General features: G+C 59.8%; 11 protein-coding genes and 1 pseudogene. 4 read left to right on the top strand and 8 right to left on the bottom strand.

Annotated elements, in window-relative coordinates; translation table 11 throughout:
* Positions 1–13 precede the first annotated feature (13 nt).
* Both NW849_RS00910 and NW849_RS00905 read right to left on the bottom strand, forming a co-directional pair.
* Positions 14–847 carry an ABC transporter ATP-binding protein gene (locus NW849_RS00910; protein WP_414355519.1) on the bottom strand — a complete coding sequence of 278 codons (834 nt, stop codon included), beginning with the start codon at positions 845–847 and terminating at the stop codon, positions 14–16.
* Positions 844–1,887, bottom strand: a complete 1,044-nt coding sequence (locus tag NW849_RS00905) for a FecCD family ABC transporter permease (protein WP_414355556.1) — start codon at positions 1,885–1,887, stop codon at positions 844–846. The genes NW849_RS00910 and NW849_RS00905 overlap by 4 nt, the downstream gene beginning before the upstream one ends.
* 466 nt (positions 1,888–2,353) lie before the next feature.
* On the opposite strand from NW849_RS00905, the gene mutS reads away from it, so the two are divergent.
* Complete coding sequence (mutS, locus tag NW849_RS00900; RefSeq protein WP_414355518.1) at positions 2,354–5,053, top strand: DNA mismatch repair protein MutS; 2,700 nt, start codon at positions 2,354–2,356, stop codon at positions 5,051–5,053.
* Between the two features lie 12 nt (positions 5,054–5,065).
* Here the strand turns inward: mutS and NW849_RS00895 are convergent, their stop codons facing one another.
* Positions 5,066–5,605: a cofactor assembly of complex C subunit B gene (locus NW849_RS00895; protein ID WP_414355517.1), complete on the bottom strand. Its 540-nt coding sequence runs from the start codon at positions 5,603–5,605 to the stop codon at positions 5,066–5,068.
* A gap of 605 nt (positions 5,606–6,210) precedes the next feature.
* Here NW849_RS00895 and sigC point away from each other — a divergent pair.
* Positions 6,211–7,311 carry an RNA polymerase sigma factor SigC gene (gene sigC, locus NW849_RS00890; protein WP_414355516.1) on the top strand — a complete coding sequence of 367 codons (1,101 nt, stop codon included), beginning with the start codon at positions 6,211–6,213 and terminating at the stop codon, positions 7,309–7,311.
* On the opposite strand, the gene murJ is transcribed toward sigC, so the two are convergent.
* A complete protein-coding gene (gene murJ, locus NW849_RS00885; RefSeq protein ID WP_414355515.1) occupies positions 7,308–8,954 on the bottom strand; it encodes a murein biosynthesis integral membrane protein MurJ in 1,647 nt (548 codons plus the stop codon). The genes sigC and murJ overlap by 4 nt on opposite strands.
* Here murJ and NW849_RS00880 point away from each other — a divergent pair.
* Positions 8,938–9,276, top strand: a complete 339-nt coding sequence (locus tag NW849_RS00880) for a hypothetical protein (protein ID WP_414355514.1) — start codon at positions 8,938–8,940, stop codon at positions 9,274–9,276. The genes murJ and NW849_RS00880 overlap by 17 nt on opposite strands.
* Before the next feature lie 203 nt (positions 9,277–9,479).
* On the opposite strand, the gene NW849_RS00875 is transcribed toward NW849_RS00880, so the two are convergent.
* From NW849_RS00875 to NW849_RS00860, 4 genes are all read right to left on the bottom strand, one after another.
* Positions 9,480–10,310, bottom strand: coding sequence for a HEAT repeat domain-containing protein (locus tag NW849_RS00875; RefSeq protein ID WP_414355513.1), 831 nt, complete (start codon positions 10,308–10,310; stop codon positions 9,480–9,482).
* Positions 10,311–10,343: 33 nt separating this feature from the next.
* Positions 10,344–11,201, bottom strand: a complete 858-nt coding sequence (locus tag NW849_RS00870) for a phycobilisome rod-core linker polypeptide (RefSeq protein ID WP_414332161.1) — start codon at positions 11,199–11,201, stop codon at positions 10,344–10,346.
* A gap of 469 nt (positions 11,202–11,670) precedes the next feature.
* Positions 11,671–12,153 carry a phycocyanin subunit alpha gene (locus NW849_RS00865; RefSeq protein WP_011434281.1) on the bottom strand — a complete coding sequence of 161 codons (483 nt, stop codon included), beginning with the start codon at positions 12,151–12,153 and terminating at the stop codon, positions 11,671–11,673.
* Positions 12,154–12,347: 194 nt separating this feature from the next.
* On the bottom strand, positions 12,348–12,866 hold the full coding sequence (locus NW849_RS00860; protein WP_011434282.1) for a phycocyanin subunit beta: 519 nt from the start codon (positions 12,864–12,866) through the stop codon (positions 12,348–12,350).
* A gap of 683 nt (positions 12,867–13,549) precedes the next feature.
* Here NW849_RS00860 and NW849_RS00855 point away from each other — a divergent pair.
* Positions 13,550–13,743: pseudogene (locus tag NW849_RS00855) on the top strand (RNA-guided endonuclease TnpB family protein); the annotation flags it as partial.

The following is a 13,743-nucleotide window of genomic DNA, read 5'->3' as shown; positions in this document are numbered from 1 at the left end:
GACAAACCCTCCCTCAGCACCCTGACACCGGCAGGGAGAGGAGCCTTGCTGCCGCTGGAGCTGTGCTGCGCAGGGGGCAAAGCTGTGGCCCTACCGGAGTCGAGATCCACTCCACCTCCAGGCCAAACACCTGTCGCACCCGGCTGGGGGTCAACACCGCCAAGGGAGACCCCAGGGCCTGCATCTGGCCGGATCCCAGCAAGGCAATCTGCTCGCTGTAGCGAATGGCCAAATTCAGGTCGTGCAGCACCGTAACTACCGTCAGGCCCTGCTCCTGCTTCAGCCGTTGCAACAGCTCCAGCAGCTCCAGTTGGTGGCGCAGATCCAAAAAGGTGGTGGGCTCATCCAACAGCAACACCTGCGGCTCCTGCACCAAAGCCAACGCCAGAAAAGCCCGTTGCCGCTCGCCCCCCGAAAGGGTTTCCACCCGCCGCAGCGCCAGGGATCCCAGTCCTGCTTGCTCCAGAGCCCACTCCACCCGCTGCCGATCCGCCGGCGTCAACTGCCACGCCCACCAGGGCTGGTGGGGAGAACGCCCCAGACTCACCAATTGCCGCACCGTCAGCCCTGCCGGGATCCTCGGCTGCTGGGGCAAAAGAGACAACTGCCGGGCCACCTGCTTTGGAGTGAGTTGAGCGTGCAGATCCCGACCGCCCAAGTACACGCGCCCAGCTTGGGGAATCAGAACCCGACTCAACAGTCGCAGCACCGTCGATTTGCCGGAACCATTGGGGCCGACAATGCTCAGCCATTCCCCCTTTTGCACGCTGAAGCTCACTTGTCGCACCACCGTCCGGGATCCGTAGCCCCCGCTCAAATCCTCGACCTGCAGGATGGGCTCTCTCATCGCCCTGCCCCCTGCTGCCACAGCAGCCAGCCGAAAAAGGGAGCCCCCATCACAGCGGTGACAATCCCCACCGGCAGCTCTATCGGGCCCAAACGGCTCAGGATATCGGCACCGCTCAGCAGGGTCGCCCCTGCCAAGGCAGAAAGGGGCAACAGCCAGCGGTAATCGGATCCCACCCCCTGCCGCACCATGTGGGGCACCACCAAACCGACAAAGCCGATCAACCCCCCCACACTGACGGCGGTTGCCGCCAGCCAAGCCGCCACCAGACCAATCACCACCCGCGTCCGCGCCAGAGGGATCCCCAAGCTCACCGCCATCTCTTCCCCCAAGCTCAGCAGGTTTAAAGCCCGCGCCTGCCCCCATCCCAATCCCAAGCCGACCAGGATATACGCCCCGGCCACCTGCACCTCTGGCCAGCCCCGCCCGCTCAAGCTGCCGATCAACCAGGTGAGAGCCACCTGCACCCGGTCATCTGCCATCAACAACAAGGTGGAGCTAATGGCCCCAAACAGGGCGCTGACGGCCACCCCCGCCAAGATCAGCCGCTCCACCGCCAGTCCCGAGGGAGTACGCGCCAACCCGTACACCAACACGGTAGTCAGCACCCCGCCCACCCAAGCGGCCAGGGGCACCCAAGCCGTCCACTCTCCCAAGGTGAGCAACCCCACCGCCGCCAGGCCCGCCCCCGCCGAAATGCCCAGCAGGTAGGGATCCGCCAGCCCATTGCCCAGCATCCCCTGCAACAGGGCCCCTGCCATCCCCAGAGCCGCCCCCAGCAACTGGGCCAAGAGCGCCCGCGGCAGCCGCAACTGCCAAACAATCGTCTGCCGAATGGGATCCCCCTGCCCCCACAGGGCTTGCCAGAGTTCTGGGAAAGTCATGGGAACGGATCCCAAAGCAATCGAGACCAAAAGTACTAGGAAAATGAAACTCAATAGCAAACAGGTCAAACCGATTGGCGAGAGCAGCCGCTTTCTTTGCCCCCAGCCTCTGCCCCCCTCAACCTCTGTATACGGACACTCGCGATCGACCAGCACCGGGAAAACCTCTCGAGCTTTGCCCAGGAAGAGAGCCTTCTGAGGCCAAGAAACCCCCTCCGCCCGCAAGGGCGGGATGGAAAACTCAGCCAAGTTGGCCAGGCCTCCCTCCCGAGCTTTATTGAAAGTCAAACTCAACAAAACGTAGTCGCTAGAATAGCAAGGCTTCTTGGATGTTGCAAGTCAGTTTTAATAGCTTGTGCCTAAATTTCTCCCTCTTGCGCTTCAGGGCTTTTGGACAAGACCGGGCAGCGCCTCTGCCCAGCCATTCAGACTTACCTCAGGGGGGATCCAACTACCCTGAGCGAGGTCATGGCAACCAACCGCGAAATGGGAATCAGGGGAGAAGGGCTGGGGAAACGTCTCAAACTTCATCTAGACCTGGATCTAGAATGGCCCAAGCTGGTCGGCCCGAGTTGGCTAGACTCCGAACCTTCAGCCCATTGCTTGCCCACGTTTTGATGCCATGAGTTCTTCCGCCGAGCCTACTTGGGATGCCTTAGAGGTGGATCCCACCCTGCTCACCCCCATGATGCAGCACTATGTGGAGCTGAAGCGGCAGTATCCCCACGCCATCTTGCTCTACCGCCTGGGGGATTTCTACGAGATGTTCTTCCAGGACGCCCAGCGGGTGTCGCGGGAGCTGGAGCTGGTGCTCACCGGGCGAGAGGCCGGAGCCATCGGCAGGGTACCCATGTGCGGGATCCCTTACCACGCCTTTGACCGCTATGCCACCCAGTTGGTGGCCAAAGGCTATGCCCTGGCCGTCTGCGACCAGATGGAGCCGGCAGATCAGGCCAAGGGCTTGGTGCGGCGGGAAGTGACGCGGGTGATCACCCCTGGCACCGTCCTCGAAGAGGAGCTGCTGCAGGCGCGGCAAAACAACTACCTGGCAGCCGTCGTGCGGCTCAAAGGATCGAAGCAGGCTCCCTGCCGCTGGGGCCTAGCCTATGCGGATATCTCCACCGGCGAGTTCTGGGTGTGTCAAAGCGAGGGGCAAGAGCAACTGGAGCAGGAACTGGCCCGGCTGCAGCCGGCAGAGGTTTTGCTGCCCACCGAGGAGGGGCTGGGACTAGGCCTCATCCGTCCAGGGGATCCCCAGAAGCCCCTGGGTCTCCCCAACCAATACGCCTATACCCTGCGCCCAGCCGAACCTTTTGAACTGGCGGTGGCGCGGGAGAACCTCATGCAGACCTACGGCCTGCGCTCTCTGGAAGGATTGGGCTGTGAGGGATTGCCTCTGGCGGTGCGAGCAGCGGGAGGGCTTTTGCACTACTTAGAAGAAACCCATTCGCCTCAGCGGTGCGTAGCACCAAAGACCCTGCTGCAGCCTTCTCCCCAGGGAGGCCACCCGCTCCTGCCTCCCCCTCGCACCTACCAGCTCACGGACTACCTCATCTTGGATGCCCAAACCCGGCGCAACTTGGAGCTCACCCAGACCATCCGCGAGGGATCCTTTGTCGGATCCCTGCTCTGGGTGCTGGATCACAGCCGTACAGCCATGGGGGGGCGCACTTTGCGGCGCTGGCTAATGCAGCCTTTGCGGGATTCGGAGCAAATCCGCCTTCGCCAAGACACCATCCAAGAGCTTTTGGAAAACCCTTCTCTGCGGGCCCGCCTGGGATCCCTTCTGGACTCTCTGTACGACCTGGAGCGGCTGGCCAACCGCGTCGGATCGGGCACCGCCAACCCGCGCGAGATGGTGGCCTTGGGATCCTCCTTGGGCAAACTGCCCCAGTTGGCCGAGCTGGTGGGGGAAGCCAAGACTCCCCTCTTGCAAAGCCTGCAACAGGTGGATCCCGCCCTGGTTGAGCTGGGCCAACGCATCGAGCACACCCTCCTGCCCTCCCCTCCCCCTGTGCTCACCGAGGGGGGCCTCATCCGAGCCGGCGTGGATCCCGAGCTGGACAGGCTGCGGCAGCAGGTGGAGCAAGACCGCCAGTGGGTTGCCCAGTTGGAAAAAAGCGAGCGCGACCGCACTGGGATCCCCACTCTCAAGGTGGGCTTCAACAAGGCCTTCGGCTACTACCTCAGCATCAGCCGCGCCAAGGCCCACCAAGTCCCCAAAGAGTACATCCGCAAGCAAACCCTGACCAACGAAGAGCGGTTCATTACCCCCGAGCTCAAAGAAAAAGAGGCCCGCATCCTCACAGCCCAAACCGACATCAACCAGCGGGAATACGAGCTGTTTGTGCAGTTGCGCCAAGAGGCAGGATCCCGGGCCGAAGCCATCCGCCAAGTGGCCCAGACCCTGGCTGCCGTCGATGCTCTGTTTGGCCTGGCGGAAGTGGCAGTGCAGCAGGGATACACCCGTCCCCTCCTCACAACAGACCGCCGGCTGATCATCGAGGAGGGTCGCCACCCGGTGGTGGAAAAATCCCTGCCCCAGGGCCTCTTCGTGCCCAATTCGGTGCAACTGGGATCCCCCCACGGCCCCGATTTGATCGTCCTCACCGGGCCCAACATGTCCGGCAAGTCCACTTACCTGCGGCAAATTGGGCTCATCCAAATCCTGGCCCAGATGGGCAGCTTTGTCCCCGCGCGGCGGGCAGAGTTGGGCCTCTGCGACCGCGTATTTACCCGCATTGGCGCTGTGGACGATCTGGCTACCGGCCAGTCCACCTTCATGGTGGAAATGAACGAGACCGCCAACATCCTCAACCACGCCGGCGAGCGCTCCTTGGTGCTGCTGGACGAGATTGGCCGAGGCACCGCTACCTTCGATGGCCTTTCCATTGCCTGGGCGGTGGCGGAATACCTGGCCACTCAGGTGCGCGCCCGTACGGTCTTTGCCACCCACTACCACGAGCTCAACCAACTGGAGACCTTGCTGCCCAACGTAGCCAACTTTCAGGTGGTGGTCAAGGAATTGCAAGATCGCATCATCTTCTTGCACCAGGTACAGCCTGGGGGGGCAGATCGCTCCTATGGCATCGAGGTGGGACGCATGGCTGGCCTGCCGCAGCCGGTAATCCAGCGGGCCGAACAGGTGCTGGCCTTGGTGGAAAAACACAGCCGCATCGGCCTGGGCTTGAGAAACCAAGGGAAAAGCCGCCTCGCCCAAAAGAACTCCAAAAAAGAGCCCGCTCCCAATGGGATCCCCGACCCTGCCGTTGGGGATCAACTGTCTTTGATCCCAGCACCTCTCTCTCCCGATTGGCCTTAGACTCCCCTACCCCTAATCCAGATCCCGTTCTTGCAACCCCAGGGCTGCAGCCAGCCCATCCAGCTCATCCCGATGCCCCTCCACCCACAGGTGGGATCCAGAAGCCGTTGGCGCTCGTTCCCAGGACGAGAGCGGGACAGAGTCCTCGTCGGCTTCCTGCAGTTTCAGGCGGATTTGTTCCGGGCGTTGGTTGCGCTGCCGGTAGTACCAACCCGCCCAAGGAGAAGCCAGCACCACCATCCAGGGCCAAGCTCCCCACCCCGGCTCAAGGGTCTGCAGCACCAAGGCCAAACAGGCCAGTCCCGTCCCCGCCAGCCCCGTCAAAAAAAGGGCCAGCCCCACGCTAGCCTGACCCTGCCCTGCAAAGGTGGCGATCCCCTCGGCATCGGCGGACTGGAGACGATAGCCACGCCTTTCCAAGTGCTCCCGTAGAGCGGATCCCATTTCTTCCAGGCTGCGACTGCTAAAGTAGAGGCGACTCTCCACGCGATCCTTGCCCGCAGCTCGCAGAAAAAAGAATAGACCGATGGCCAATAGAGTCGTCAACGCCAAGGTTGAAACCTTTTCCCCCGTCAGCGGGGCTATGGCCAACCCAAGTGCCTGAGCAGAGCCCAGTCCGCCCAGAGGAAGGGGGTTGACCTGTTCGGGGAGTCTGGCTCCCCCACAGCTGGGTGGGATAGGTGAATGGGAACAGTTCATCGAATAGAATCGAATAGATTGGAATAGGCAAAGCAATTTACACGCTACCTTTGAAGTTTAGACCCTCTAGGATGGATGGGTTACTTCCCCCAAGGACGAGCTGCTGGGTTCACCCTGAGGGCAATACGCTTTTTCGCAGTGGCGGTGACGGTTGAACTGGGGGGATCCTACGCTGGATCTCATGCCTCTGAGATGAGAAATGCAACTATAATTAAGTTATGATAAGGGACTCACGCTCTACCCGTTGCGTGATCCCTTCACTGCCACGTTAGCCTTTCTCTGTGGGGTATGGGCATGAGGTCGGGTTGAGGAAGAGGTCAATGTGTGATTTTCCTCCGAATGCCGCAAGGCGTTGAGCAAAGGGGAACACTTAAGCTTAACCCGCTCCACATCGTTTACCATCCCTCTCTCAGCCCACTGGACTGTCCACCCCTGTCGCTCCATCAGCAACACCTTACATGTCTAACTACGAACCTGAACTCAACGACATTTTGTTGGATAGCTCCGCCGATCTCCTCGAGGCCGCCGAAGAAGCAGAGGTGGATCTGGCCGATGGCGAGCTACTGGAAGAGGAGCCGACCCGCCGCTCCACCGATCTGGTGCGTCTCTATTTACAAGAGATCGGTCGTGTTCCTCTGTTGGGGCGCGATGAAGAGGTGGCCCTGGCCCAAAAAGTCCAAGACTACATGAAGCTCTTGGATTTGCGTCTGCGTTTGCAGAAAGAGTTGGGACGGGATCCAACTCTTGCGGAATGGGTGGCTAAGGCCAACCAGTACCCCGAGTGGGCGCAACTGACCCCTGAAAAGCTGCAGCAGATTCAGCGGATTGGCAAGCGTGCCAAAGAACACATGATCAAGGCCAACCTGCGCCTGGTGGTGTCGGTGGCGAAAAAATACCAAAACCGCGGCTTGGAGCTGTTGGATCTGATCCAAGAGGGTACGCTGGGCCTAGAGCGGGCGGTGGAAAAGTTCGACCCAAAAAAGGGCTACCGCTTCAGCACCTACGCCTACTGGTGGATCCGGCAGGGCATTACCCGTGCCATTGCCACCCAAAGCCGCACCATCCGCCTGCCCGTCCACATCACCGAGAAGCTGAACAAGATCAAAAAAGCGCAGCGCAAGCTCTCCCAGGAAAAGGGCCGTACTCCCACCATCGAAGACATCGCCTCCGAGCTGGAGATGACCCCGCCCCAGGTGCGGGAACTGTTGGTGCGGGTGCCGCGCTCTGTATCTCTAGAAACCAAGGTGGGCAAAGACAAAGACACCGAACTGGGGGATCTGCTGGAAACCGACGACATTTCCCCAGAAGAGACCATGATGCGGGAAGCCCTGCACCGGGATCTGCAGCAGTTGCTCTCGGATCTGACCAGCCGCGAGCGGGATGTGATCCGCATGCGTTTCGGCTTGGGGGATGGGCGCACCTATTCGCTGGCGGAAATCGGTCGCGCCTTGGATCTGTCGCGAGAGCGGGTGCGGCAAATTGAGGCCAAAGCCCTGCAGAAGCTGCGTCAGCCGAAGCGACGCAACCGCGTGCGAGATTACCTGGAAGCTATCAGCTAGTTCCGGCTTGCCCACTGGCTCCCCCAGCGTCCTACCCGTTTCCGCAGTCGGGCTGCTGCCCACTCCACTTCTGGGATCCGCAGGTAGAGAGCTCCGGCGGCGAACAAGCTTAGACCTAAACCCGCGGCCAGCCCGGCCCAAATGATGGCGGTGAGCAGGGGAGACCCCACAATCTCGTAGGAGCGCAGTTGGGTCCACAGCCAATGGCTCAGTCCCCCGGCCAGGACGGTGCTCCCCAGCAATGGCAGTAGGGCTTGTCCCATCTCCCGCCAAGGGATCCCTGGCAGGCGCTGGTGGAGGCGGATCCCCAGTCCGATCACGGCTATCAGGTTGACGCCGGCGGTGGCCAGGGCAATGCCCGGCGCTCCAAAAGCCTGCAAAAATAGAAAGTCCAGTAGGGCATTCAGGCCAATGGCCATGCTGCTGATGCGCAGAGGCGTAGCCCCATCCTCCAGGGCATAGAAGATCCGCACCAGCACATCCCGCAGCAGGTAACCGGTCATCCCCAGACCATAGGCCATGAGCAGGGCTGCCACCTCTTGTGTCACCTCCGGCGTAAAGCGCCCCCGCTGGTAGGCCACTTGGACAATGGGCTCGGCCAAAGCCACCAACAGCATCGACAGGGGCAGGGTCACAATTGCCGTAAGCATCAGCCCTTGGCGGATACGCTGGCGCAGCTCCGGCCAACGGGATCCATCCCCTGCCAACTGGGCATAGAGAGGCATCAAGGGCACCAGCACCATGTTGGAGAGGATCCCCAGCGGCGTTTGTACCAGAAGCTGGGCATATCCCAAGTTGCCGATGGTGCGATCCCCAGGTACGAAAGAGGCAAAAAACAGATCCACATAAACATTGATGTGGATCATCCCGGAGGAGATCACCGCCGGCAACATCAGCAAGCCCACCGCCCGTACCTGCGGGGATCCCCACTCAAAGCGCAGGCGCGGTCGCCCCAGCCCTAACCGCATCTGGAGCGGAACTTGGGCCAACCATTGGGCAATGGCCCCGATGAGCACGCCCCAGGCCAGCAAAGTTGGGATCCCCGTCCATCCCAGCGTGACCAGGATCCCGATCACCGCCAAGCTGGAGATCAGCGGGCTAAGGGCAGGCAAGGCGTAGTGTTCGGCAGCATTCAGCGCTCCAAAGCCGATGCCAATCCACCCCGAGAGCAAGGCCAAAGGGGCCATGATCCGCAGTTGCGCAGCGGCCAGAGCATGGACTTCGGGGCTGGCTCCCGGCGCATTCAGGCGCACCACCCAGTCCGCTCCCCACCAAAGGCCCAAGCTGACCAGCAGGAGCAGGCAGCCTACCAAGGTGGAAATGGATTCCAGCCAGGCAGCCTCATCCTCCCTGTCCCGATCCCGCTGCTTTTTGAGGACACTGACGATGGCGCTGTGAAAAGGGCCGTTGATCCCTCCCAGCAGAATCAACAGAAAACCGGGCAGGATGTAGGCTACCCCGAAGGCGCTGTACTCCGGCCCCGAGCCATACACTGCTGCAATCAAAGCTTGGCGAATAAAGCCTATGCCCTTACTGAGCAAGGTCGCCCCGGCCACCAAGCCCGCCACCGACATCAACGAACGGGATGGCCCTGCTGAAGGAGATCCCCCAGGGATCTCTTCCTGAGTGGCAGACTCCTCCATTACCTTGTGTCCTGCACCCCAACCACTGCCTCAACAACAAACTGATCCCGGATCCCTCTTTGAATCCCAGGAGCCGCTTCCCATTATCGGGAATATCGAACATTCCGAGCAATTGCTGGACATTAGCCGCATCCGTTGGACAGGCCAACAGTTGCCGTTCCTGTGCCAGGTGCTGCAACAAATGCTCATCCCCCCGGTCGCGTCAGCGGGACGGCGTCCTTTGGGTTTCCTCGACCAAGGTCATGAAGTGCTTTCGAGAGGAAACTTGAGGGGATCCCTTGCACCTCAGGGATCCTTGCTGTTGCCCTTGCTCCAAAACTGAGGGCGGCACCTCGATACGGGAAGGCAAAAGACTGAGGCAGTGCTACAGCCACGGAGCCCAACCCTGGTGCCGAGCGGACAGATTCTGACGGCTTTGAATCGCTGCAGAGGGATGCACAAACTCATGGGCAATGCCTTGATAGGTCAGTTGCAAAGGACTCCGTCCCGCTAATGTGAACAGCAAGGGCCCAGAAGCACCACCGCTCACAGCAGCTCGTCGATCAGCCGGAGCACCTGCTGCAGCTCAGCACCGGGGATCCTTTGATGTTGTTCCAGGTTGATCTCCACCAACTGTTTGAGGGCGAGGAGCTTCAGGTTGACCTCCACCGCCGCCACCGCAATGGCTTGTGCTGCCGGCAAATAGCCACTGGCCCCCAAATCCAAAAGGGCAGCCCGCCGCAGATGGATGTTGTGGTGATTCAACACCGACAGCAGGCGCTGAGCAAAAGTCGGATCCCCAGTGAGACGATAGCAGGCCCGCGCCGCCGCACATTGCAAGCGAATGGAAGTGTGCTCTAGGTAAGGACGAATTGGCTCCAGGGCAGCAGCCACCTGCAGTTGTCCAAGAGCCTCGATAATGGCCTCTAGGGCGGCTTGGGCTTCTGTTTGCAGTCCTCGCTCCACACGGCGCAGCCCTTCTAGCAAAGCGGATCCCAGCTTTTCCACTTCGTCGGGATCCCTGTTGAGGTTGTTGGCAAAGGCAATCTCAACCAGCGCCTGGGCAGCCGCTGCCACCACTTGGCCATCAGAGCAAGACAAAGCCGCCTTCAGGGGAGGGATCCCGGCGAGGGATCCCAGTTTACCCAAAGCACGAGCAGCGTTGCGCCGCAGCGGATATCCCCCTTGAGCGGTGCGATCCGTTTCATCGGCCAGGGCCTCGATCAGGGCAGGGATCCCTTCGACGATGCGCATGCGTCCCAGCCACCAAGCGGCATAGTAGCGTTCCCCCGGATCCCCGTGGCGCAGCTTGGCGATTTGTCCAGCCGGGGTGAGATCCACCGACGGATTGGGATCCAGAGGAACAGCAGTGGTCATGGAATCAACAACGGAGAGGACACCGAGAAGGGATTAAGCGCTGCGGACACTGACGATCTTGGCGCCCGATTTGAGCAACCGCTGCATTGTTGCCGACAGTTGATCGGCAGAGACGAAGATCTGCTGGTTGGATTTGCGCACTCGGCTGGAAGTGGCCAGGGCCGAAGGCGGATTCAGCAGTCGGGTCACTTCCACACAGAACATGCGATCCGACTGGCCCGTTGGCGGCCCCAGGTGTTTGGAAATGGGGCTGGGCGGCAGCAGGCCCCGCACCCCAATGCGGCGAATGGCCGGGGTAAACCCGGTGGCCAAAGGCATCATCAGACGGGGTCTGGGCCCTTGGGAGCGATCGTTGTTGGCGTAGCCCCCGTAGAGAGCGAAGAGATTGGTAAAGTCGCGGGTGGAATGGGCCTTGCGGTATTCAAACCCACGCGGGTAGGGGACGATGTTGTCTCCAAAAGCTTCTAGGTATTCTGGGCTGTCGATGTAGGAATCGATCTCCGCGCTGTGGCCGCCAGATTGGTAGATGTCCAAATGGCGGGCGATGTCTTTGGGGCTGGTGGGAGCGCGTCCCAGCAGATGCTTGAAATTGAGCTCGATGGCCCGGGTTTGCGAGTTGGGGTAGAAAAACCGCTTTTTGTAGGCTTCGGACTTGGCGATCCATCGCACAAACTCCCGCACCGTCAGGCTGCCCTGGCGCAGCAGCGATTCCGCACTGGCTAGCTCCTTCCTATCGGCCCCAAACAAATGGTCGTTGCCCAGCACCTGACGGTAGATGGCCCGCAGCACCGCATTGAGCTGATCCTGGCTGGCGTTGGGGCGCAACTCCAGTGGGGTGGTCTCCGTAATGCCCCGGATCCCCATCCGGCTTGCCGCTGTAATTGCACTCATGCTAATTCCCCCGATTGAACTGAATGGACACAGATTGAGAACAAGCTTGCGTTTAGGGTCATTTCGATTCAAGCTAGGACATTGCACCCACACCTAAAGTGTTGGTTGCGTCGTCGCGTCGGCGTTGCGGAGCAATAATGCAGGGGGCCAAAAGGCTTTTCAAGGACTCCGTCCCGCTGGCGCGATCAATAGCCCAGGCGTCTCACCCTAGCCTGAAACGACTGTAGAAATCGAAAACTAAAATTAGAAATCAAAAATCGGCAGCCCCAAGCTGCAGAAGAGCAACAGTGGCGCCTTCCTATTGGGGAGACTGATCCGCAAACCCACGTGGTCAAACGTATCTCTCCGCAACGTAGCAGGCTCACCACCGTTGCCCTCAACAACCTTCCCTCGCCATCCCCCCTGGTTTATGGGATGAGCCAACTGGCTAGCCGGCGTCACCCTTTTAGAGGGATCCCAAGCCAAGGGTTTAGCTGAGCGCGTTGATGGCGTAGTCGATGTAGGTGTTGGCTTCGGTGGCCGCTTGCCCGGTCAGGCCGTGGTTGGCTTTGATGTAGCGCAGGGCTTCGATGAACCAACTGGGGGAGAGCTCAAAAGCGGCGTTGATTTCGCGGATCCCGGCCAACTGATACTCGTCCAGAGGACCGGTGCCACCGGCTACCAAGCAGTAGGTGATGTAGCGCAGGTAGTGGCGCACGTCGCGGGCGCACTTGTCTTTGCCGGCTTGGGTGTGGCACTGCCCACCGGGTTGGGTGGTGTAGGGGAACTTGGCGTAAACGGCTTCGGTGGCACCGCGCACCAGCTCGTCGGCACGGCTGCTCAGAACTCGGGCGGCTTCCATGCTGGCGGCAGCCCGCTGAAAACGGCCATTGATGGCCTGCAATTCGCTGTTGCTCAGGTAGCGCCCTTGGCTGTCGGCAGTGGCGATGGCGTCAACAATTGGGGTTTGCATGATTCAAAACGCTCCTTTACTTAACTCAAGCTCAATGCAAAGAACAAGGCCAAAGCTGCAAAGTCTCAACTGCAAAATCGCTGCAAAAAAAGTTGCTTTTCTAGGGATCCCCTGCTAGCCTGAGTTGCCTCAGATTTGAGAGAGGGTCTTCATAACTGGATCCGAACACAACAGAAACTTCAGTCCACAAGGGATCAAACCACAGCGGCAGCAGCGCGATCGAAGTAGGATTCGATTTCGGCAATCAGAGCGCTGCAGTCACCCCGGGTGATGCCGTTGGGGTCGTTTACCACCGCCACCGCAGCCTTTTTCATCTTTTGGATGCCGTTGGCCACCGAGCTACCGGGGGTGCCCAAGGCTTGATAGGTTTCCCGCAGGCCGTTCAAGCAGCGCTCGTTCAGCACACTGGCATCTCCGGCTGCCACGGCGTAGGTGATGTAGCGGAGAATAATGTCCATGTCCCGCATACAGGCAGCCACATTGCGGCTGGGGTAGGCAGGCCCACCGGGAGCGTTCAAATTGGGCTCCTCGGCAAACAACTGACGGATGGCATCGGTCACGATCTTGGAGGCATTGCTGGTGAGGCGGTTCACAGCGTCCAAACGCTTGTTCCCCTCAGCAATTACCTGCTGGAGAGCGGCAAACTCGTTCTCTCCCAAAAAAGCGCCTTTGGAGTCAGCTTGTGCAACCACTTTGCCAAATACATCGTTCATGGTTTTGAATCTCCCTAGCGAAAGTAAAAGAGGTTATGAATCCACATTCCCTGCAGCGGACAAGAGAGCACCTGCCGGCCAGGAATGCAACACCGCTTGGATCCCCAGTGCCGAGAGGTGCTGTTTAACTCACAGAACCGCCGACGGGATCGAAGCCGATAGAACCAAGATGAGCAAGCGAAGCTCGCTCCCAGATCCAGGCCTTCATCCAAGGGATCGGACTTGGGCTAAGGAGCCTCAGCCGCTGCTGGCAACCTCAACTGGGCAGACGAGGAGAAGCTGGCTCGCCTTGTTTCCAGTCTTTTTCTACCGCGAAGGCAAGAAGCGATGAAATCAAAAAATGTAAATCGGCTTTACCTCGCGCAAAAAGGCTTAGATCGGTTTTCAATCTGTTTCCCATCTGGGATCCCGGCCAATGCTCCCTATCTTTCGTAGCGGCAGTTTTTTACAAAAGAGAACGTTTCTTGACCTAGCTTTACAACGTGAAGAAAGATGTCAGCCTCAATCGCGGCTTTGCGGCTTGGAAGGGATCCATTTTCAGTATCGGAGCGAACATTCTCATAAAGGATACATAATTTAACAAAACGCGCGGAATTCCCCACCCTCTGTAGGGTGGGGATGGATAGCGCCACTGGATTTGTGGAGCACTCAGAACTAGGACAGGTGGGGGTAGGATAACGCATATGGCAACCAGAAGGCAGACCTTTCGACTGTATCCCAGCAAAGCCCAGGAAAAGGCTTTGTTTGAGGCTCGTCGTCTGCACTGCTACCTCTACAACTACAACGCCTGTGTCAGCCACCGGGAAACCGAGTACAAGCTCCACCGCCGAACGGTGACCTACCTGGAACAGCAGAACCTACTCCCCGAATTCAAGCA

It is taken from the genome of Synechococcus sp. R55.3 (assembly GCF_047461975.1).
GTDB lineage: Bacteria > Cyanobacteriota > Cyanobacteriia > Thermostichales > Thermostichaceae > Thermostichus.
This window is presented reverse-complemented; position numbering and strand designations above follow the sequence as displayed.

Excerpts from the sequence above, each read along its gene's own strand:
- NW849_RS00860 (WP_011434282.1), bottom strand. The coding sequence starts at position 12,866 with ATGAACGATGTATTTGGCAAAGTGGTTGCACAAGCTGACTCCAAAGGC.
- NW849_RS00910 (WP_414355519.1), bottom strand. The coding sequence starts at position 847 with ATGAGAGAGCCCATCCTGCAGGTCGAGGATTTGAGCGGGGGCTACGGA.
- NW849_RS00875 (WP_414355513.1), bottom strand. The coding sequence starts at position 10,310 with ATGACCACTGCTGTTCCTCTGGATCCCAATCCGTCGGTGGATCTCACC.
- mutS (WP_414355518.1), top strand. The coding sequence starts at position 2,354 with ATGAGTTCTTCCGCCGAGCCTACTTGGGATGCCTTAGAGGTGGATCCC.
- NW849_RS00870 (WP_414332161.1), bottom strand. The coding sequence starts at position 11,201 with ATGAGTGCAATTACAGCGGCAAGCCGGATGGGGATCCGGGGCATTACG.
- sigC (WP_414355516.1), top strand. The coding sequence starts at position 6,211 with ATGTCTAACTACGAACCTGAACTCAACGACATTTTGTTGGATAGCTCC.
- NW849_RS00865 (WP_011434281.1), bottom strand. The coding sequence starts at position 12,153 with ATGCAAACCCCAATTGTTGACGCCATCGCCACTGCCGACAGCCAAGGG.
- murJ (WP_414355515.1), bottom strand. The coding sequence starts at position 8,954 with ATGGAGGAGTCTGCCACTCAGGAAGAGATCCCTGGGGGATCTCCTTCA.